Source organism: Paenibacillus sp. (assembly GCF_031177825.1).
In the GTDB taxonomy this organism is placed as follows: domain Bacteria; phylum Bacillota; class Bacilli; order Paenibacillales; family YIM-B00363; genus Paenibacillus_AE.
Genome location: NZ_JAPSKE010000019.1, coordinates 1 through 20,143, shown reverse-complemented (window position 1 = coordinate 20,143; position 20,143 = coordinate 1). Strand labels below are relative to the sequence as shown.

Genomic DNA, 20,143 nt, shown 5'->3' with positions numbered 1-20,143 from the left:
TTCCTCTCCTCTCCTTCCGCTCCGCCGTCACAGCCGCCGGTACAACGCCTCAAGCTGCCGCGCGATCCGGAGCGAATCATGATGCTTCTCGATATAAGCCCGTCCCTGTCGACCCAGCTCGAGCCGCCGCTTCGGACTGGCGATCAACTCCCGCAAGACGTCGTAGACGGTCCGCGGATCGGCGTTCGCGATCGGCAGCCCCTCCGGATACGTCTCGGCCAGCCCGTCGCGGATGTAACAGACGACGGGTTTGCCCAAGGCCATGCCCTCCAAGCTGAGAATGCCGAAGGAGCCGATGCGCAGCTGGTCGACGACGATATCCGCTTCTCCGTAGAGGCGAATCGCCTCTTCGTGCGGCGCTCTCCTCAGCAGCCGGTACCGAACGGGAACCCCTCCGCGTTCCAGCCGCCACATCGCGTTGCTGACGTACATGGTTCCCTTGACGATCGGGTGGGACGGCGCGTGCACGACGAGCGGCGCTTCGACGTCGATCGAAGGATAGCGCGGTTCGAACCGTTCCAAGCGAATCGCTTGGCGGATCACATGGACCTCTTTATAGAAATCTTGCACGTACGGCAGCAGCTCGTAATCCGCCACGATCGCATGGTCGATCCGCGCGGACAGCTTCCGCAAGTCGGCTTCGATCCGACGCTCGTCGCGCGTCTTCACCTCCACGTAAGGATTGCCGAAGTCGCGAGCGAGCGAGAGCCGCCGAACGTCCGACCCGCGGTGCTGCATCACCACCTTCTTCCCCAGCGCCTTCAGCAGCTCCAGGTCGCCGTGATCCGGGAAGAACGTTAAGCCGCAGTGGAAGTGAAACACGTCGAATTCCGCCGCCGCCCGGCGGAAAAATTCCCGTCGGACGGCCTCCCTTCCGGAGGGCGGAACGTCCTGCAGATGAAGGCAAAGATCCGCCTGGAATCGGAAATTCGACCGCTCGAAGTGGCAGGCCGTTGCCTCCACGCCGATGTCTCGCAAGGCGGCGCAGAGCGTGACCATCTGTCCTCCGTAAGGCAAATGCAGCACTTTCACCGTGCACTCACCCCTGCATCGCTACAACTGTTTATAGACATCGATCAGCATGCGAGCGACCTTCTCGTAGTTATGGTTCTGTTCGACGTAGCGACGCCCCGCCGCCCCCAGACGTCCCCACTCGTTCGGCTGACGCAATAAGTCCCGCAATACTTCGTAGATCGTGTCGGGATTCGCGCCGACGATCGGAAGCCCGGGCGGGAACGAGTCGCGAAGGTCTTCCCGGATATGACAAATCACGGGCTTCCCCATCGCCATCGCCTCCATGCTTAAATTCGCGTACGTCCCGACCGTCAACTGGTCGATGACGATCGTCGCCTTCTGGTACAGCTGCTTCGCCTGTTCGTGCGGCATCTTTTCCACCAATTGAAACTGGAATTTATGCCCTTCCTTCTGCAGTCGCTCCACGGCGTTCAATACGAATTCCGTCCCCTTCACTCTTCGGTGCGACGGCGCATGAACGACGAGCGGCATCGCGTTCGGGGACGGATACTCGGGCTTGAACTGCTTCGCGTCGATGGCATAAGGAACGATGTGAACGCGTTTGTAATAGGGCTCCACATGCGGCAGCAATTCGTGATCGTTAATAATGACGTGGTCGACGCAAGCCGTCAGCAGCTTCATGTTCGCACGGATTCGCTCTTCCGGCCAAGCCTCCCGGCTCTGGACGTAGGGATTGTTAAAGCTTCGGGCCACCGAAAGAATTCTCGCTTCGTCGCCGCAATGGTGAACGACCAGCTTCTTCCCGCGCGCCGCCATCGCCTTCAAATCTCTTTTGTCTCCGGTGAAGGTAGCGCCGAACCGGAAATGGAAGATGTCGTATGTCTCCAGCGCCTCTTCCAAGAAGGCGTCCCGAATCGCCATCCTTAGAACCATGGGATGCTGATTCAAATTCAAACAAATATCGGAAAGGTACGAGTACTGATCTTGGTATAAACTGCAGGCGGCCGCGTGAACGCCGCCCGCCCGCAGCGCGCGCGCCAACGTACCGATCCCGATGCCGTGGGGAGAGATCAACACTTTGTCCTTGACGGCGTTCGACGGCTGCGACGGCCGTTCGATCGGCTGCATCCGTACGTAATTTCTGAGAATCGCTTGCCTAGTGATCAAATTCATAGGTTCGGCCGTCCCTCCTTTCATTCGATTTCATCGTTCCGGCCGCTACAGCTGTCGGTAAATGCGAAGCAGCATCTCCGCGACCTTCCGATAGTTGTGCGTGTCCTCGACGTACCGCCGCCCCTGCATGCCCAAAGCTCTCCAATCGGAAGGCCGCTGCAGCAAGTCCTTGAGAACCTGGTAGATCGTATCCGGATTCGCGCTGACGATCGGCAGCGAGGGCGGGAACGTTCGGCGAAGATCTTCGCGAATATAACAGATGACGGGTTTGCCCATGGCCATGACTTCCATGCTTAAGTTGGCGTACGTACCGATCCGAAGCTGGTCGACGGCGATCGTGCATTGCCGGTACCATTCCATGACTTGATGATGCGGTATGTTTTCCAGCAGCTTGAATCGGAATCGAACGCCTTCCCGCTTCAATCGCTCTACCGCGGCGATCACGTAGTCCGTCCCCTTGATTTCCCGATGAGACGGAGCGTGAACGACCAACGGCTCCGCGACCGGGGAAGGATAGACCGGCGCGATCCGCTGCGCATCGATCGCGTACGGAACGACATGAACATGCTTGTAGTAAGACTTCACGTATGGCACTAATTCGTGGTCGTTCACGATCGCATGGTCGATGTAGGTCGATAGAAGCTTCAGATTGGCATGGATCCGTTCTTCCGGCCAAGTCTCTTTCACGACGACATGAGGGTTGTCGAAGCTTCGGGCGACGGACAACAGACGCGCGTCGGATCCGTTGTGGTGGACGACCATCTTTTTCCCTAAACCCTTAAGAATCTTTAGATCGCTCTTGTCTTGAAACAACGTCTCTCCGAAGTGAAAGTGGAAAATATCGTATGTCCTCTTCGCTTCGTCGAAGAACGCTCTCCGAATCGCTTCTCTCTCTCGGTAAGGATGTTCGTTCAACTTCAAACAAACATCCGACAAGTAAGCGTAAATATCGTTGCTGAAGCTGCAGGCCGTCGCGTCCGCGCCCTGCTCGCGAAGCGCCTGCGCCAACGTTCCGATGCCGATCCCGTGAGGGGAAAGCAACACCTTCATGCGTAACCAGCCCCCTTACGCGTTCCCGCGAAAAAATTCGGCGGTTCTTAGAATGCCTTCCTCCAGGCCGACCTTCGCCTCGAACCCAAGGAGGGTCCTCGCCTTATCCACATTGGGAATTCTCAGCTCGATATCCGCCGAGTCCGCTTCGACGAATTCGATCTTCGAGTTGGACTGCAGCACTCGGATGATCGTGTTCGCCAGCCCGTAGATCGTCATGACCGTCCGTTGGTTGCCGATATTGAACGATTGGCCGACCGCCGCTTCCTGAGTCATCGCGCACAGAATGCCGTCCACCATGTCGTCGATATAACACCATGCCCGGATCTGCGTCCCGTCGCCATGAATCTGCAGCGTCCGGTCTTGCAGCGCGCGCAGGACGAAGGCGCGGATCGCCCCTTCCCCTACCTGCCCGGGGCCGTATACGTTGAAGGGACGGACGGTCACCGTCGGGAGACCCGTTTCTTTGTAGAAAGCATAAGCCAGATGCTCGACGGATAATTTGCTGACGGCGTACGTCCATCTCGCTTCCCCTACCGCTCCCATGACCGCCGGACTCGTCTCGTCCGACCGGAACGCCACCTGACCGAACACCTCGCTCGTGCTGAAGCACACGACCCGCTTGCAGTTCCGAAGCGCGGCGGCGGCCTCGAGCACATGGCACGAGCCGACCATATTCACCTTCATCGTCGTCACCGGACTCTTAAGAACCGAGGCGATCCCCGCGATCGCCGCCGCATGAATCACGTACGTCGAATCCTGCTCCTGCATCGATCTAGCGAGCAAATCCGCGTCGAGAATGTCGCCCTGCACGACGGTGAGGTTCGGATGGTTCGCGTACGGCTTTCCCCGAATCGCGTCCCGCGAGAAATTATCGTATACGACGACCTTGTTCCGTTCGATTAACCGGCCGATCAGCGTCGACCCGATAAACCCCGCGCCGCCGGTTATAAACACTCGTTCTCCCTGAATCCGTTCCGTCATCCTATAACCACTCCTAACGATATTTAAGAATTCCGCCCTTCCCGTCGGCGATGCCGACGATCGTCCCAAGGTCGGCGATCGTTTCGACGACGATATCGCCGCGGCTTCCGATAATCCCGCCGGCGACGTACGTCTTCCCGTTGTCGACGAACGTCCCCGCGACGGACGTCAAGAATCGTTCCGTCGAGAGGATGCTGTCGACGACGAACGGCAGCGCGATTCTCACATCCAATCGGAAGAGGCTCAACCCCGCGGACTTGGCCGCCGCGATCGCGTCTTCCGTCAGCGTTCCGACGCCGCCGTCTACGATTAACGCATTCGAGTTGAGCGCGGAAATCATCGCCCCCGTAATCGCCGGAATCCCTTGGGTAAACCCGATCAGTACGTCGGCATGGCGAGCCGCCTCGGCCGGATCGGATGCGCTGTACACCGTTCCGGACGTATACCGGGTTTTCATCGCGTTGATCGCGGACGCCAGCAGATCGCCGTTCCGATCCCTGCGGTTGATATAAACATCCGCCCCTCGTTCGACGAGTTTGACGGCTACCTTGGAACCTATATTCCCCGCACCGATAATCGCGACTTTCTTCCCCGCGAGATCGCCGACGATTTCGCTGACCAAGAGATCGCAGGCATGGGCCGTGATATCGTTGCCTTTATACGTTTTCACCTTGCTCGTCTTCACGCATGCTTTCGCTTCCGCCAGAAAGTCGAACGGCGGATCCGTCTTCGCTTCTACGTCTACGAAGAGGTAATCGACTTTCCCGTCCGCATACGTGCAAATCTCTTTGAAAACCTCAAGGTCCCTAGTTATAAAACTGCTGCCTACGAACCGATCCGACTCTTTCGTAGGTCCGATCGCGAACGGCGGATTGTTCCGATTCGCGGTCGAACCGACGATCGCAAGCGATAGTTTCCCGCTCGCCTTCGCCATAGCCGCGCAGCGATCGATCCTCTCTCTCATGGGCATCACCTCGCATTCTCTTGTCCGGCAGACTGGAATAGTCTATGTAAGCAAAACTATGGAAGCCATGGTTGTTTATACCGAACCCTATAAATTAGACGCTTATAGCAATCTTTGAAACCCGGCCTATTTTCCATGAAATGAGTAAAAGACTATATCTCCCGCCTTCCTCGTTGAATACCAATAGTAAAAATCAGATCAGGGGCAAAGGAGTGTTTTCAGTTGATCGAACGTTTCCCCTATAAGACGGCGCTCGTTACCGGAGGAGCCGGATTCATCGGCAGCCATCTGGTGGAACAATTGTTGGAGATGAATGTGAAGGTCGTCTGTCTCGACAATTTCTCGGGAGGAAAATGGGAGAATCTCGGCGGCGTGAAGGATCATCCGCTTCTTACGGTCGCGAAGGCCGACGTAACGGATTTCGAAGGGATCGTCGATTGGTTTCAAGGCGTCGAGGTCGTATTCCACGAAGCCGTGTCCAAGAACACCGTGTGCATGAAGAATCCCCGATTGGATTTAAAGACGAACGCGGAGGGGACCTTCAACGTGCTGGAGGCTTCGCGCTTGCATGGGGTGAAGAAGATCGTCCATGCTTCGACCGGATCGGTGTACGGGGAGCCCGTATACGTCCCCGAGGACGAAAAACATCCGACCGAGCCGGTGTCGTTCTACGGGACCAGTAAGCTAGCCGCCGAAAAGTACTGCCAAGTGTTTCGGCGCTTATACGGCATGAACATATCGATTCTCCGCTACTTCCACGTATACGGCCCGAGGCAGGAAGATAACGACTTCGGCGGCGTCGTCTCGATCTTCATTCGAAGGGTGTTGAACGACCAATCCCCCATCGTATACGGCGACGGCAGTCAGGTCAGATCGTTCACGTACGTGAGGGACGTGGTCAAAGCGAATTTGCTCGCGGCGAGCCATCCGCAGTCCGACGGAGAAATATACAACTGCGCGTCGGGCTTGAAAATAACGATCCAAGAGCTGGCGGAGCTCATTTTGCGCCTATTGCAAAGAGAAGATCTGCCGATCGCGTATGCCGACTGGAAGCCCGGCGATATTAAACATTTCGATATCGACAACGCGAAGATCAAAGGAATCGGCATGTCGTTCGATTGGGACTTCGAGCGCGGCGTAGCCGAAACGATCGCGCGGCGGCCGAAGGCATGAGTTCGTGGAGGGTCTTGCACCTTCCCTATGGAATCGGCATCGGCGTATTGAGCCAGGCGCTTCGGGCCCGAGGCGTCGATGCCGTCTCTTGCAGTTTGCGATCCCACCGCTATGCCTACATGGCGGACCTTCGCATGCATGTGGACGAATATTCGTACAGAGCCGGAAAACAGGTACGCGAAGCGTTCTTTCGGGAAGCGTTGGAGACATACGACCTCTTCCACTTTCATTTCGGGGAGACGTTCTTCCCCGACAAGCGCGACCTGAAAATCATTAGGGACCGCGGCAAGAAGATGATCGTCCACCATCGCGGCTCGGAAGCGCGCATGCTGTCCGTCGCGAGAAGCTTCGGCAATCCGCATGTCCGAGTCAAGCCGACGTGGCCCGAGATGAAGATTCGCGCGAATCTGAGACGGCTCTCCGCTTATATCGAGCATGCCATCGTTCCGGATCGCGAATTGCTGCCCTACGTCGCGCCTTATTATAAGAAGGTTCATATCGTCCCCTACGCCATCGATACCGAACGGTACATTCCCGATTACCCGTCGCCCGACTCCCCGCCGCTCGTCGTGCACGCTCCGTCCCATCGGGAGATTAAGGGCACCGATCATATCTTGTCCTCCGTAAGCCGCTTGCGTAGGGAAGGCTACAAATTCGATTTCAAGCTCATCGAACGGATGCCTCATCTCGAAGCCCAACGGTTGTATAGGCAAGCCACGATCGTCATCGATCAGCTTCGGATCGGATCGTATGCGAATTTAAGCATCGAAGCGATGGCGATGGGGAAGCCCGTCATTTGTTATATCCGCGAAGATCTCCGCGATACGTTCCCTCCGGATCTCCCGATCGTGAGCGCCGACCCGGATACGATCTACGAAGCGCTGAGAGATCTTCTTCGCCGTCCCGAGCGTTGGGCGGAGCTCGGGAGGCGCGGGAGGCGTTATGTGGAGCGGCATCATAGCCTGGAGCGGGTCTCCGGCATGTTAATCGATATTTATCGTCAATTGTAAGGCGCGAAACCGGCCGGAAGACGACGGGAAGAATAGGGGGATGTCCGGTGAGAGTGCTTCACCTGCCGTATGGAATCGGGATCGGCATAGCGGCCCGCGCGCTTCGCGCCCAAGGCGTGGACGCGACCTCTTGCAGTTTTCACTCCGCCGGGTATTACGACTATCTGGCGGATATCCGTTTGAACCTGGATCGGTATCCTCCGTCCGAAAGCGTCGAGATTCGCAAGGCGTTCTTCAAGGAAGCCGTCGATCGGTACGATGTGTTCCACTTCCACTTCGGGGAGACGTTCCTCCCCGATAAGAGCGATCTCAAGATCCTTGCCCGGATGGGGAAAACCATGGTCGCGGAGCACCGCGGCTCCGACGTCCGCATCGGTTCGGTCGCCAGAAGCTTTAACAATCCTTACGTTCGCGTAAAGAAAATTTGGCCGGAACCGCTCATCCGCCGCAACCTTCGAGTTCTCGCCTCTTCGATCGAGCATGCCGTCGTTCCGGACCGCGAGCTGCTGCCTTATGTCGAAGGGTATTACAAACACGTCCATATCGTTCCTCGCGCGATCGAGACGGGACGGATCCAACCCTTCTATCCGCCCCCTCAACCGGAACCGCTGGTCGTTCATGCCCCGTCGAACCGGGAGGTCAAGGGTACGGCGTATCTCTTATCCGCGGTAGAACGGTTGCGGAAGGAAGGCGTGCCGTTCCGCTTCCGTCTGATCGAGAAGCTTCCCCATGAGCAGGCGATGCGGTTGTATCGGGAATCCGCCGTCGTCGTCGATCAGCTCTTGATCGGCTCCTACGCCAATCTGAGCATGGAGGCGATGGCGATGGGGAAGCCGGTAATCTGTTATATTCGCGACGATCTGCTCGACACGTATCCGCCCGGCCTTCCGATCGTGAACGCCAATCCGGAGACGATCTACGACGTTTTGAAACGCCTGCTGATGCAGCCGGAACGGTGGAGCCGGCTCGGAATGGACGGCCGCCGCTATGTGGAACGTCATCATGCCCTCGAGAATACGGCTTCGCGCTTGTTGAATGTGTACCATGCGATATCGGGAACATAAAGGGACCGCAGCTCGCGCCTCGAGCTGCGGTCCTTTTCAGTCCATGAATTTTCGAATGTGCGATACGATATATTGCTGCTGTTCGGCCGTCAATTCCGGGTACATGGGCAACGCCAAGGCGCGCTCGGAGGCCGCTTCGGCGACGGGCAAGTCGCCTCTCTTATATCCGAGACTCGCGAACGCTTCCTGCAGATGCAGCGGACAAGGATAGTAATGCCCCGTGGCCACGCCGACCCCGTTCAAATAAGTCGACAGCTCATCCCGTTTCGAAACCTCGATCGTATAGATATGATACACGTGGCTCGCCGAGGGCGTCGCGTAAGGGACTTTAACCCCCGTCTCCCGCAGCCGCTCGGTATACCAATCCGCCTTCTCCCGCCGCAGCCGATTCCATTCCCGAAGCTTCGTCAGCTTTACGCGCAGGATCGCCGCCTGAAGCTCGTCAAGCCGGCTGTTATAACCGACCGTCTCATGGAAATACCTCCGAGTGCTCCCATGGTTCGCCAGCACGCGCACGTTCCTGGCGATCTCTTCGTCGTTCGTCAGAACGATCCCGCCGTCGCCGTACCCGCCCAAGTTTTTCGTCGGGAAGAACGAGACGCAGCCGATATGTCCGAGGCCGCCGACCGGCTTCCCGCGATATTCGGCGCCCAACGCTTGGCAGGCGTCCTCGATGACGTACAGCCGATGCCGCCGGGCGATCGCGAGGAACGCGTCCATGTCCGCCGGCTGACCGAAGATGTGCACGGGGATGATCGCCTTCGTTCTGGAGGTGATCTTGGCTTCCGCCTTCTCCGGAGACAGATTGTAAGTGTCGGGATCGATATCCGCGAACACCGGAAGCGCGCCGACTCTAGCGATGGCCTCCGCCGTCGCGAAGAACGTATAAGGAGACGTGATGACTTCGTCGCCCGGGCCTACGCCGCACGCCTCCAACGCGAGAATGAGCGCGTCGGTTCCGTTCGCGACGGACACCGAGGTCTTGGCGTTCGCGAACTCGGCCGTCTCCTGTTCGAAGCGCTGCACCTCCGAACCGGAAACGTAGATCCCGCTCTCCAAGACGGCGTGGATCGCGCTCCGGATTTCTTGTCTTAACGAAACGTATTGCGCCCGCAAATCGATTAAAGGAATGTTCATGTTCATGATTGCCCCCCCTTCGGCGTTCCGCTCCGATTCGCGGGCAGCGGCTTCGCGGGTACGCCGACGACCGTGACGTGATCGGGCACGTCCTGCGTGACGACGGAACCGGCGCCGACGACCGCCCCTCGGCCGATCGCGATCCCAGGCAGCAGCGTCGCGTTATTCCCGATGCTGGCCCCTTCCTTAATATGGGGACCCGCCAGTTGATAGGGCTGTCTCCCCATATATTTATCGTTGGACGTGGACACCTCCGGCCCGATAAAGACGTCGTCTTCGATGATCATATCGGCGGTAATATAAGCCCCCGTTTGGATGAGGCAGCGGCTGCCGATGCGCGTACGGCATTCGACGGTCGCGCTTCTCCCTACGACGGTAGAACTCCCGATGCGCGTTCCTTCGCGGATGCTCGCCAAGTCTCCGACCATCGCGCCTTCCTCTAATACCGTCCCGGCGTAGACGACGGCGCCGTTGCCGATCCGGCAGCCGTTCCCGATCACTAGCCCTTCTTGCTTTGAAACCTTGTGCGTAACTCTAGCATTGTTGTATGGCTGGCATCCAAGCACCGCATTGCAGCCGACCGTGACGTCATGACCGATCACGGTTCCGGCCAGTACCACGGAATGATGTCCGATGCGGACGTTCTCGCCGAGAATCACGCCCTCTTCGATGACGACATGCCGGCCGATTCTTGCCGATACGGGGATCCGGAAGCTCTCATCGACCATGTGTTCATCTCACGCTCCCTTTTCATAGAATGAGGAAAACTCGATTTCCTGCTTATCACTATATGAGAAAGACGCGAATGAGTGGCGGTTCCTGTCCAGTACGATTCACCCATTATCAATATAGTTCCATTGGCGGAATTTATTGACAAGTATGCATTCTACCTATCACCATATGAATTCTTTTTCATAACGTAACAGCAAGCGTAACTCGGAAGGGGGTGAATCCCGGCAAGCCGTCTAACGAGAGATAGCGCGAGAATCTCAATTTTTTTGAAAGTAGAGGAGTGGGACTATGGCTAAACAACCGGCATACGTGTTGGTCACGGTAGACCCGACGTCGCCGAATCAGACGGTGATCGGGTACGATGCAAGCTTCCAAGATCCTGCATTTTCCCCGATCGGCTACGGGGGAGCGGACGTATTGGGCGCTCTCGCCCAAGGGGGCTTCGAAATTCAAGAAATAGTGGCGGGGGATGACTACGTTCAGTACATCCTTTTCAACAAGAAGTTCAAGGATAAAGAACGCGAAGCTTTAACGGAAGCCTATGAGAACCTTCCGTTCGAACCTGTCACGTAAAGATCCGATGGAACGCGAAAAGAACCACTGCGCATGCAGTGGTTCTTTTCTGCCGACGAATGCAAGAGAGCGCCCCGACGGCGCCCTCGAAACCATTCCTTACGACGGTTTCCCCTTAGACGCCTCGTGCTCCTTCTTCGCCGCCTCCAACATCTGCTTCCAGTCGCGGAAATCCGTCTCCCGGGCGATATAACGGTCGAAGAGCTCGCCTTCGATGTTCTTGATTTCCTCGTGCGTTCTAGCCTGGAAGTTCCCCTTCGCAAGGAACGCTTCGAAGCTCTCGAAGCTCGAATGACCGCGCAGAAACTTCTCGTTGAACAACTGCTCCAACGAGACGAAATTCGGATCCTCCTGCGGCGCGTTCTCTCCCTTTAACTCCTTCAGCAGATCTTCCATCGACAACGGTTTGTTTCTTCTCAACGAACCACGCTCCTCTTTCTATTAGGAATGCCCATGAACGCATGAACCATACCTTGTATGGTACGCCATTTGGCCGAAGAAGTACAATTTCGCCTGCACCGCCCGACCGAAGGGGCCCGTCCCCGTCTCCCCTACCCGCCTATTTCGTAACGCGAAGGCAGCCGTCCATACTATCCTCCTCGGAGTCCATATACTGCCATCAAGTCTTCCCTCGGGTCCGAGGGATCGGGAGGCGGATTATGGCCAAGCGCGGAAGAAGCAAGAGTAAGTGGAACAAGTATCGCATCGTAAGAAGTGTAAGCTCCTTACGTTCGCATATCCCTAAGTCGAAGCCGTACAGCAAGGTGAATCTTAAGCGCCTGTTGGCGAGATACGGCCGGGTCATCGTGAAGCCGGTCCACGGTTCGGGCGGCAAAGGCGTGATGCGCGTGCGCGGCTCGTCCTCCGGCCGGATCGAAATTCGGTATAAGCGAAAGAAGAAGACGTATTCGAGCCGCTCGGCGGCGAATCGGTACATTCGCAGGAAATCGAAGGGCAAGGGACTGCTCGTGCAGCGGTACATCCGTTTAGCCCGAGTCCAAGGCCGCCCCTTCGACCTGCGCGTGATGGTGCAGCGGAAGAAAACGTCCTCGTCCCGTTGGAAAATAACCGGCCGCTTGGCGAAGGTCGCGGGCAAAGGCTACATCATTACGAATGTCCGGCGAAGCCATGGCAAAGTGACGAAGGTAACGTCCGCCCTGCGCCGCTCGAATTTGAAAGGCAACACCGCCGCGAGGCGGCGTCGCATCCTGAAGGAGGTCGATCGCATATCTTTGGTCAGCGCGAAGGTACTTAGCCGGCACTACCGTTACATCCACACCGTCGGCATGGACATCGGCATCGACCGCGACGGGAAGGTGTGGCTGATCGAAGCGAATTTCACCCCCTCCCTCTCCTTGTTCCGGAAGCTGAGCGAGAAGGCGTATCGAAAGATCGTGAATTACCGAAAATAACATCGAAGAAGCCCCGAACGGTAAAGTTCGGGGCTCGATGGTTTACGCTTGTTCCCTATTGCGATAAAACTTGGCGTAGATCAAGACGCCGATCAGCACGACGACGATGCCCGACCAGAAAAACCAGGTCTGCACGCCGAAGCGATCGACGACCGGTCCGGCCAGCAGCAGCCCGATCGGCGAAGACAGCAGTCCGATGCTCGTGACGATCGACAGCACGCGGCCCAGCTTCTCGGGCTCGAACGACTTCTGGATCATCGCCATGTACGGCCCGTTGAAGAGAGGCGCCGCCGCGCCCATGAAGAACGAAAGAACCGCGAAGGCGACGAACGCCTCGTTTCCGATCGCTCCGCTTCCGACGCAGGTCAGCCCGATTACGACTAAGCTGAGGCTCATATACGTCGTGTCCTTCCACTTCGAGGCGAAGGCGGACAACAACGCGCCGCCCAAGATCATGCCGACGCCGAAGACGGCTTCGATGACGCTCGCGCTGTATCCTCCGCGGCCGAAGTGCGACAGCGTCATGAGCGGAAACAGCATGGCGAGGGGCATGAACACGACGCTGAACACGGCCATGGCGATCGAGAGGAAGACGATCGGCTTCGCCGCGACGAACGACTCCCAGCCGAGCTTGAATTCCTTCCGGAACGATGGCGACTGGACGGCCTCCGGCTTCGGCTGCTCGATTCTGACGAACAACAGCATCAGATTCGCGAGCAAGGCGCCGGCCACGTCCAAGAGCAGCACGGTGCCGAGCGACGTCGCCGAATATACCGCGATGCCGAGCGCCGGCCCGAGCACGCTGGAGGAAGAGAACACCAGCTGATGCCAGCCCGCCACGCGCGTTAACTGCTCCCCCGGCGCGATCAGCGGGATCGCCGCTTGGAACGCCGGCGCATGGAAGGACGACGCCGTCGAACGGATCAGCAGGATCGCATACACGACCCATAAGCTCGGTTCCCCCCATAAGTAATACGCGCCTAACAGCAAACTCGAGAGGGCGATGACGGAGTCGGCGACGATCATCGTCCGCTTGCGGTTCCAGCGGTCAAGCCAGACGCCGATGAACGGACCTAACACCGCTTGCGGCAGAAATCCCGCCAGTCCGGCGATCATCAGCACCGCGGCCGAACCCGTGGTTTCCGTAAGGTGCCAGATGATCGAGAATTGAACCATGAACGAAGTTAATATCGAAAAGATTTGTCCGCTGAAGATGAACGCGAACGATTTCTTCCATTGCGATTGCATAGGGTAGGTTCTCCTTTGGTTTCATTCGGATTCGATTGGGATAGGAACGGACGAAAATCGCAGCTCAAATAAACCCGCACATTCTTCTTTCTTGAAAAATGATCGAGCCGATTCGCCGCGCTTCTAGCCTTACCTCAATCGAATGGAATGCGTCACTCGGAGCACCTCCTACATCCAATACAATCTATCATAACAAGAACGAACGCGGCGGGCAACGGGAGCTAGAGCGACTCCCGCTTCTTCCGCCACTGCTTCTCGAGCGCCGCGGACTGCTCGATCAGGCGCCGGACGTATGTCTCGTAGCTGCCGGCGGGCTCCCCTTCCGGCGCGTTCGTCCCGAGCGCCGCTTGGATGCGCCCCAGCATCGCGATGACGGCATCGGCTTGCTCCGCGTCGGCGACCGCCCGCTCGACATCCACCGCTCTGGCGGGAAACAGGGGCACGTTCCACCGCGTCGCCTCCGCGACCGTCTCCTCGATCCGCTCGAACATCGCTCGGACGCTCCCGCGCTCCGCGGCCGGATACCCGGCGTAGTATTCGTCCAGGATATCCTCCAGCGGTTCTCCCCACAGCGCCCTGGCGAAGACGAAGCTGTTGAAGCCGTGCGCCCAAATCCACGGATAATCGAGCGGGCCCTTGTAAGGTACGATCAAGTCGACCAATCCGTCGACGCCCAGCCTCGCGTAAAAATCGACGTCCTCCGCGATGCGTCTAGGCAGCGCGGGGAACAGCGAGGACATCATGAAGTGATCGCTGTAATATTCGAAGATCGTCGTCCTGCGCCCTTGTCCGCGCACCGCCGCCGTCCATTCCTCCAGCGCCTTCCTTGCCCGATGCTCGTTCTCGTGCGGAGACGCCTCATACCCGTATCGGTAATCTCGTCCCCAATAAGCGAAGAGCACGTCCGCGCCGTCGGAAGGAGCGATGCCGTCCGGTTCGAGCATATCCCAAGACAGGCCCGCATTGTAAGCGATGTGCTCGACGTCCGCCTCGATCCCCGCCGCCCGGAGATGCGCCTTCAATCGCTCCGTGAACCGGATATACGAGGACAGGAAGCCCGCGCCGCTGTTGTCCGCCACATCCTCCGGCCATAGCGAGAGCGTCGTCAAATTCGGGACGTCCTTGCAATACGCCGCGATCTGATCGAAGAACGCCGGAAACCAAGTCTCGTCTTTATAATTGAACTGCTTCTTGGCCGTATACGGATGATCGCCTTGGATAGCCCGGAAGCTCGCCGAGCGATCGGTGAAAAACTTCATGCTATGGCCGCCGAGCGTGACGCGAAGGCCCCGCTTCGCGATCTCCGGAGCGATCTCGTCCCGAACCGCGTCCCAGAGCATGAACGTGAAGAAGATTTCGTTCTGTCCGTTCTTGGCCAGCCAATCGATCAGGAGCTTTACATACGCCGGGTCGTTGTAGTTTTCCACGACGAAGCCCCTGCGTTCGAAGCGAGGAGAATAGAAGCGCCCGAAGACGCCCGTCGCGGCGGCGCGCATCGGCGCCTCCTCGTCGAAGACGATGTCGGTCCCCGGATAGGCGCGCCGCAGCCCCCACGCTTCTCTAGCATATTGATACAAGGCGAACAACGTCGCCCGTTCGTTCTTCCCGGCGAGGACGAGTCGGCCCGCCCCTTCCGCGATGATATAGTCGTCGGAACCGGTCGACGCTCTCATCTTCTCCCTGATGTCGGGAGAGAGACGTTCCGCATCGTGCCCTGCTAGGTCGGACCACGTGCAGAGGACGAGCTCCTCTCCTTCGGATCGCGGCTGCAGAGCGGATAGTCTGTTCCATTCCTCGCGCGCGAACGCTAGGACGGGGTGTTCGGTTTGCGTTCGATTCATGCCGAAAGCTCCTCTTCGTTGTATGATTCTACCATTATACCATTCGTCCGAAGGAGAGGAAGCCATGCGGGAAGCTATGCGAAAGAACCCGTCGGCATGGTTGCCGACGGGCTGTCTTCGCTGATCCTAAGGGTTCTCTTACCGGTTGTTGCCGATCCCCATGCCTCGGTTGTTCCCGATGCCCATGCCGCCCGATCCGAGATCGTCGCTGGACCCCGACACGCCCGTGCCGTTCGCGCCGACGTCCCGGCCGCCTTCGACCCCGTAATTCCGGTAGCCGTTGGTCCCGTTGAGCGGGGTAACCATGCCGCGATCCATGCCGTTATTCATGACGCCGTCGCGATTCATGAGTCCGCCGTTACGGTTCTGCGAATAGCCGTTCACATTGTTGACTCTGGTGGTCCCATCGTCTCCGGCTTGCCCGCATGCCGTTAACAACGAGCTAGACAAACAAGCGACGCCGACCAATGCCAATAGCTTACGGTTCATGGAGATCCCCCTATGGATTAGTTTATCAGACAACCATAGGTTCCCCTCTCGGCGTGCGAGCTATGTTGGAAATACGTGGGCAACTTGACTTATCCACAATGTTAACAACAGGGTGTGACTAACCAGAACATCCCCGCCCGGTCGCCTTTTCCCGCTTATGAACATATCCACATCGGACTTTGTCCACATGCTAAAAGTCCTCCGACCGGGCCTTCACGCTTCTGGCGTACTCCGACGGACTCGCGCCCGTCAGCTTCTTGAAGACGTTGGAAAAGTATTGGGGCGTCGCGAAGCCGAGCCGTTCCGCGACCTCCGAGAAGCTGCACGCCTCCTCGCGGATGATCTTCTTCGCTCGTTCCATCTTCATTAAGCTGAAATACCGCATGACCGATTGTCCGGTTTGCTCCTTGAACACTTCCTTCAGACGCGCCTTCGTTACATGCATCGCTTGGCTGATCTCCCCGAGGGTCAGCGGTTCGTCGATGCGCCGCTCCATGAACCCGATGACCGCCTGTACCAAGGAGCGGTATTCCTTATCCCTAGGCAGCGAGCGCAGCGCGGTTTGCGCGGTGCCTCTCGCGTTGTTGCACAGCAGCTGCAGCAGGAACGACTCCAGATAGTGCAGAAGCCGCTGCTCGCACCCGAGCGGAGCATCCTCCCTGCGAATCAACGGATACGTGAACGGGAATCGGAAGCCGGCCTTCCCCTCCCGGACGATCCCCGAGAGCAAGTCCCGCTCCTTGTCGTCGAGGCGGAACACCGCTCGTTCGAAAGCGGCCATGGCAGGGGAATCGCTGCAGAAGGAGACGACGACGATATTCGGAGCCGTCCCCCCGCTCGCGTAGAAGCTGTGGAATTCCCCAGGCTTATGAAAGATAATCGTTCCGGGCGTCAGCCGGCATTGCGCGTCGTCCGCGGTCACCGTTACCTCGCCGTGATCGACGTACACCATCTCCCAGAAATCGTGGAATTCGCCTTCGAAACGGTAGTTTTTCGCAAACTCGAAATAAAACAACGTCACCAGCTCGTCGATGACGATCGTGCGTTCCAGCCGCACTCTACCCTCGAGATACTGCTTGAAATATGGCTTATTGATCCCGTCCACCGGACATCGGGCCTCCTTCAGACCGTTCATCCTCACCCGAATGCGCTTGTCGATTTCATTGTATTCGATTGCGACGCGTCCGTCGACGAGCCGATTTTGCAAGAAAAACGGCTGATTCGACAAGACCCGGCGAGCTCCGATTTTTTATAATGGAGGCACATAGAAATTTTCCACATCGACATGGAGGATGTTACGAATGAAGATCGGCGTAATCGGCTACGGCAGTCGAATCAAGGACGTAATTCGCGTGATGCGGAAGTTGAACCCGGACATCGTCATCGCAGGCATCGTGGATCCCAGATATGCGGCGGGCGACGCGACGGACGGCTCCGACGCCCCCCCGACGTTCTCGTCCGTGGACGAGCTGGTTCGGACGATCGGACCGGACGGTCTCATGATCGGAACTCGGTGCTCCTTACACACGCAGTATGCGCTCGAAGCGCTCCCGACCGGCATTCCGCTTTACTTGGAGAAGCCGGTCTCGACCACCATGGAGGATTGGCGGCGCCTGAAGGAGGCCTCCCTCGCGTACGCGACGCCGGTCGTCGTGTCTCACCCGCTGCGGTTGACGACGATCGTGCAGCAGGTGAAGGACATCGTCGACTCGGGGACGATCGGTACCGTAGAGCACATCCAGGCGGTCAACAACGTACCGTATGGCGGAGTATACTACCACAGCTGGTACCGGGACGAGGCGGAGACGGGAGGACTGTTCCTTCAGAAAGCGACGCATGACTTCGACTATCTGAACTATGTAGCGGGCCGCAAAGCCGTAGCCGTGACGGCCATGACCTCGAAGCAAGTATTCAAGGGGAACAAGCCGGCGGGGCTGAAGTGCATGGAATGCGAGGAAAACCGGACTTGCGCCGAGAGCACGGTCGGCACGGCCGAAGAGGAGAAGTGGCCGTACTGCGCCTTCGCCGAGGACACCGGCAACGAGGATTCCGGCAGCGCCCTCATTCGATATGAAGGCGGAATGCATGCCTCTTACACGCAGAACTTCTTCGCCCGTCGGAAGGCCGCCTCCCGCGGCGCAAGATTTCTAGGGTACAAGGGCACGGTCGAGTTCGATTTCACGACCGGCCTGATTCAAGTGTTCCATCACCATAAGGCCCGCGTCGACCGTTATGAATTCGAGCACGGCGAAGGCCACTTCGGCGGCGACGAGCGGCTGGCGGCCAACTTTTTGGACATCATCCTTACCGGTGCGGCGTCCCTAAGCACCTTGGAAGACGGACTGATCAGCGCCCGGATGTGCTTGCTCGCAAGGCAGTCCGCGGAGACGCAGACGTTCCAGACGATCGACTGAAAAACAGGGCCCCGTCCGAATCGACGGGGCCCTTCTTGATATATTATTGCGGACGCTCCAGCGTAAACGACTTGCCGAGCGCGGCATACTCGTTCCCCGCCAAGCGACTGACCGGCTGCAGCCGATCCGCGAGAATATACCCGCCTTGGTACACCTCTTCCGCGAGGTGAAACCGGACGACGCGCCCGATCAACAGATCGCATGCCGGCTCCGCGTCGGTTCCCCCAAGCTCCAGCGCCTTCTCCAAGACGCACTCCATCCGAATCTTCGCTTCTCGGACGCCGGGAACGGCGATCGCCTCGCTGGCCACGGGCGTCAAGGCGGCATACGTCACTTCGCTCTCGTCCGAAGGGAGGCCGGCGGCCGTCCGGTTGACCGCTTCGACGTTCGTCTCGTCTACGATATGAACGACGAACGCTCCGGCGCCGATCGCATTGCGAGCCGTATCCTTCCTGGTACCCGATTTCCGCTGAACGGATACGGAGATCATGGGAGGCGCGCTCGATACGATCGAGAAGTAACTGAAGGGCGCGGCGTTCAACACGCCTATGTCGGATACCGTCGTGACGAACGCGATCGGCCGGGGAATAATGCTGCCGATCAACAACTTATAATTGTCTCGGGCCGTTCGCTGCGCCGGATCGATAGAGATCATGCGAATACGCTCCGATACCAGTCGCCCGCCGCCTTCGCTTCCGTCCCGGTCAGCCGATGTCCGGCATATTCCCAGTGGACGGCCACCGCGGCTCCGGCCTCTTCCAACAGGGCCGTAAGCTCCTCCGTCTCCTGCGGCGTGCAGATCGGGTCGTTCCGTCCCGCTCCGATGAAGATCGGCGTCCCCGACAAGTCCGGCAGCGCCACGCCCCGCCGAGGCACCATCGGATGGTGCAATATCGCGCCTCTTAGGGAACCCTCGATATGGAACAATAAGCTGCCGGCGATGTTCGCGCCGTTAGAGTAACCGATGGCGACCACGTTGTTCCGGTCGAACCCGTACTCGCCCGCGGCCGCGTCGACGAACTCATGCAGCTCCTGCGTTCTGGCGAGAAGATCCGCTTCGTCGAACACGCCTTCGGCCAGTCTTCGGAAAAACCGCGGCATGCCGTTCTCCGACACATTGCCCCGCACGCTCAAGACGGAAGCGGAAGCGTCGATTTCGCTGGCGAGGGGCAGTAAATCCTGCTCGGTGCCGCCCGTGCCGTGCAGCAGCAGCAGCGTCGGAGCGGAGGGGTCGCTCCCCTTCCGATAGAGATGCTTCATTCCGCATCCTCCTTCAACACGCGAACCTCGAACGGAGTCAGGCCTTGCACGATCTGCTCGCGATGCGGCTCGAACCAATCCGGAAGCATCAGCTTCTCGCCCAACGTCTCGAACGGTTCGTCTCGTTCGAATCCTGGCGGGTCCGTCGCGATCTCGAACAAGATTTCCCCTTCTTCGCGGAAGTAGATCGCGGTGAAATATTGGCGGTCCACGATCGGCGTCGGCTGAAATCCTTGCTCGGCGACGTGGCTTCTCCACTGCTCTTGATCCGGCACATCCTTAGCCCGCCATGCGATGTGGTGAACCGTGCCGGCGCCGCCATGACCTCGGCCCATAACGACGGCGTTGACGTCCACCAGATTGCCAAGCTCTCCGGGCGCTTGGAAACGAACCAGCCCTTGATCCTCGCCGACGCGCTCGAGACCCATGACATGCTGCAGCGTATGCATCGTCTTCTCGGGGGCCATGCTGTAGAGCACGGCGCCGCCGAAGCCTTTGATCGCATGCTCCGTCGAGACGCCGCCGAACGACCAACGGCTCTGCGACCCGGCTTCGCGGGCGACGATCTCCAGCTGGAGACCGTCCCGGTCCTTGAAGCGAAGATACGTCTCGCCGAACCGTTCGTGCCGATCGAACGGAATCGC

21 protein-coding genes are annotated in these 20,143 nt (G+C 58.5%); 6 read left to right on the top strand and 15 right to left on the bottom strand.

From position 1 onward, the window contains the following. Nucleotides 1-27 precede the first annotated feature (27 nt). The 5 genes from RIN49_RS19510 to RIN49_RS19490 are packed head-to-tail and all read right to left on the bottom strand — an operon-like array spanning nt 28 to nt 5,146. On the bottom strand, nt 28-1,032 hold the full coding sequence (locus tag RIN49_RS19510) for a glycosyltransferase family 4 protein (RefSeq protein ID WP_309121818.1): 1,005 nt from the start codon (nt 1,030-1,032) through the stop codon (nt 28-30). 21 nt (nt 1,033-1,053) lie between these two features. After that, complete coding sequence (locus RIN49_RS19505; protein WP_309121817.1) at nt 1,054-2,148, bottom strand: glycosyltransferase family 4 protein; 1,095 nt, start codon at nt 2,146-2,148, stop codon at nt 1,054-1,056. A gap of 45 nt (nt 2,149-2,193) precedes the next feature. Further along, nucleotides 2,194-3,198 carry a glycosyltransferase family 4 protein gene (locus RIN49_RS19500; protein WP_309121816.1) on the bottom strand — a complete coding sequence of 335 codons (1,005 nt, stop codon included), beginning with the start codon at nt 3,196-3,198 and terminating at the stop codon, nt 2,194-2,196. A gap of 15 nt (nt 3,199-3,213) precedes the next feature. Next, complete coding sequence (locus tag RIN49_RS19495; protein ID WP_309121815.1) at nt 3,214-4,182, bottom strand: NAD-dependent epimerase/dehydratase family protein; 969 nt, start codon at nt 4,180-4,182, stop codon at nt 3,214-3,216. A gap of 13 nt (nt 4,183-4,195) precedes the next feature. Beyond that, complete coding sequence (locus tag RIN49_RS19490; protein WP_309121814.1) at nt 4,196-5,146, bottom strand: NAD(P)-binding domain-containing protein; 951 nt, start codon at nt 5,144-5,146, stop codon at nt 4,196-4,198. A 222-nt stretch (nt 5,147-5,368) separates the two neighbouring features. Between RIN49_RS19490 and RIN49_RS19485 the strand changes: the two genes are divergently transcribed. From RIN49_RS19485 to RIN49_RS19475, 3 genes are read left to right on the top strand one after another with little or no spacing between them, the layout of a single operon-like run. Then, the gene (locus tag RIN49_RS19485; RefSeq protein WP_309121813.1) at nt 5,369-6,319 is read left to right on the top strand and encodes an NAD-dependent epimerase/dehydratase family protein; all 951 of its coding nucleotides are present in this window, start codon (nt 5,369-5,371) and stop codon (nt 6,317-6,319) included. After that, nucleotides 6,316-7,329, top strand: a complete 1,014-nt coding sequence (locus RIN49_RS19480) for a glycosyltransferase family 4 protein (protein WP_309121812.1) — start codon at nt 6,316-6,318, stop codon at nt 7,327-7,329. Before RIN49_RS19485 ends, RIN49_RS19480 begins: the two co-directional genes overlap by 4 nt. A gap of 47 nt (nt 7,330-7,376) precedes the next feature. Continuing rightward, nucleotides 7,377-8,393: a glycosyltransferase family protein gene (locus tag RIN49_RS19475; protein WP_309121811.1), complete on the top strand. Its 1,017-nt coding sequence runs from the start codon at nt 7,377-7,379 to the stop codon at nt 8,391-8,393. Nucleotides 8,394-8,429: 36 nt separating this feature from the next. On the opposite strand, the gene RIN49_RS19470 is transcribed toward RIN49_RS19475, so the two are convergent. Further along, a complete protein-coding gene (locus RIN49_RS19470) occupies nt 8,430-9,530 on the bottom strand; it encodes a DegT/DnrJ/EryC1/StrS family aminotransferase (protein ID WP_309121901.1) in 1,101 nt (366 codons plus the stop codon). Between the two features lie 2 nt (nt 9,531-9,532). Then, on the bottom strand, nt 9,533-10,258 hold the full coding sequence (locus RIN49_RS19465; protein WP_309121810.1) for an N-acetyltransferase: 726 nt from the start codon (nt 10,256-10,258) through the stop codon (nt 9,533-9,535). A 292-nt stretch (nt 10,259-10,550) separates the two neighbouring features. Here RIN49_RS19465 and RIN49_RS19460 point away from each other — a divergent pair, with 292 nt between their 5' ends. Further along, nucleotides 10,551-10,835: a hypothetical protein gene (locus RIN49_RS19460; protein ID WP_309121809.1), complete on the top strand. Its 285-nt coding sequence runs from the start codon at nt 10,551-10,553 to the stop codon at nt 10,833-10,835. Between the two features lie 99 nt (nt 10,836-10,934). Here the strand turns inward: RIN49_RS19460 and RIN49_RS19455 are convergent, their stop codons facing one another. Beyond that, complete coding sequence (locus tag RIN49_RS19455; protein WP_375295266.1) at nt 10,935-11,255, bottom strand: hypothetical protein; 321 nt, start codon at nt 11,253-11,255, stop codon at nt 10,935-10,937. A 239-nt stretch (nt 11,256-11,494) separates the two neighbouring features. Here RIN49_RS19455 and RIN49_RS19450 point away from each other — a divergent pair, with 239 nt between their 5' ends. Next, nucleotides 11,495-12,247 carry a YheC/YheD family protein gene (locus RIN49_RS19450; RefSeq protein WP_309121808.1) on the top strand — a complete coding sequence of 251 codons (753 nt, stop codon included), beginning with the start codon at nt 11,495-11,497 and terminating at the stop codon, nt 12,245-12,247. Nucleotides 12,248-12,289: 42 nt separating this feature from the next. Here RIN49_RS19450 and RIN49_RS19445 read toward each other — a convergent pair whose 3' ends face one another. The 4 genes from RIN49_RS19445 to RIN49_RS19430 all read right to left on the bottom strand — a co-directional run bounded on the left by RIN49_RS19445 (nt 12,290) and on the right by RIN49_RS19430 (nt 17,053). Continuing rightward, on the bottom strand, nt 12,290-13,495 hold the full coding sequence (locus tag RIN49_RS19445; RefSeq protein WP_309121807.1) for an MFS transporter: 1,206 nt from the start codon (nt 13,493-13,495) through the stop codon (nt 12,290-12,292). A gap of 221 nt (nt 13,496-13,716) precedes the next feature. Then, complete coding sequence (locus RIN49_RS19440; RefSeq protein WP_309121806.1) at nt 13,717-15,336, bottom strand: hypothetical protein; 1,620 nt, start codon at nt 15,334-15,336, stop codon at nt 13,717-13,719. A gap of 138 nt (nt 15,337-15,474) precedes the next feature. Further along, on the bottom strand, nt 15,475-15,825 hold the full coding sequence (locus RIN49_RS19435) for a hypothetical protein (RefSeq protein WP_309121805.1): 351 nt from the start codon (nt 15,823-15,825) through the stop codon (nt 15,475-15,477). Between the two features lie 190 nt (nt 15,826-16,015). Then, entirely contained in the window at nt 16,016-17,053 is a 1,038-nt protein-coding gene (locus RIN49_RS19430) for a helix-turn-helix domain-containing protein (RefSeq protein ID WP_309121804.1), read from the bottom strand. A gap of 73 nt (nt 17,054-17,126) precedes the next feature. On the opposite strand from RIN49_RS19430, the gene RIN49_RS19425 reads away from it, so the two are divergent. Next, entirely contained in the window at nt 17,127-18,239 is a 1,113-nt protein-coding gene (locus tag RIN49_RS19425) for a Gfo/Idh/MocA family protein (protein WP_309121803.1), read from the top strand. Nucleotides 18,240-18,282: 43 nt separating this feature from the next. Here the strand turns inward: RIN49_RS19425 and RIN49_RS19420 are convergent, their stop codons facing one another. The 3 genes from RIN49_RS19420 to RIN49_RS19410 form a co-directional block, all read right to left on the bottom strand. Next, the gene (locus tag RIN49_RS19420; protein ID WP_309121802.1) at nt 18,283-18,894 is read right to left on the bottom strand and encodes a flavin reductase family protein; all 612 of its coding nucleotides are present in this window, start codon (nt 18,892-18,894) and stop codon (nt 18,283-18,285) included. Beyond that, entirely contained in the window at nt 18,891-19,499 is a 609-nt protein-coding gene (locus RIN49_RS19415) for an alpha/beta hydrolase (protein WP_309121801.1), read from the bottom strand. Before RIN49_RS19415 ends, RIN49_RS19420 begins: the two co-directional genes overlap by 4 nt. Beyond that, nucleotides 19,496-20,143: VOC family protein (locus tag RIN49_RS19410; protein WP_309121800.1), on the bottom strand; the 648-nt coding region annotated here is incomplete at its 5' end. The genes RIN49_RS19415 and RIN49_RS19410, both read right to left, overlap by 4 nt.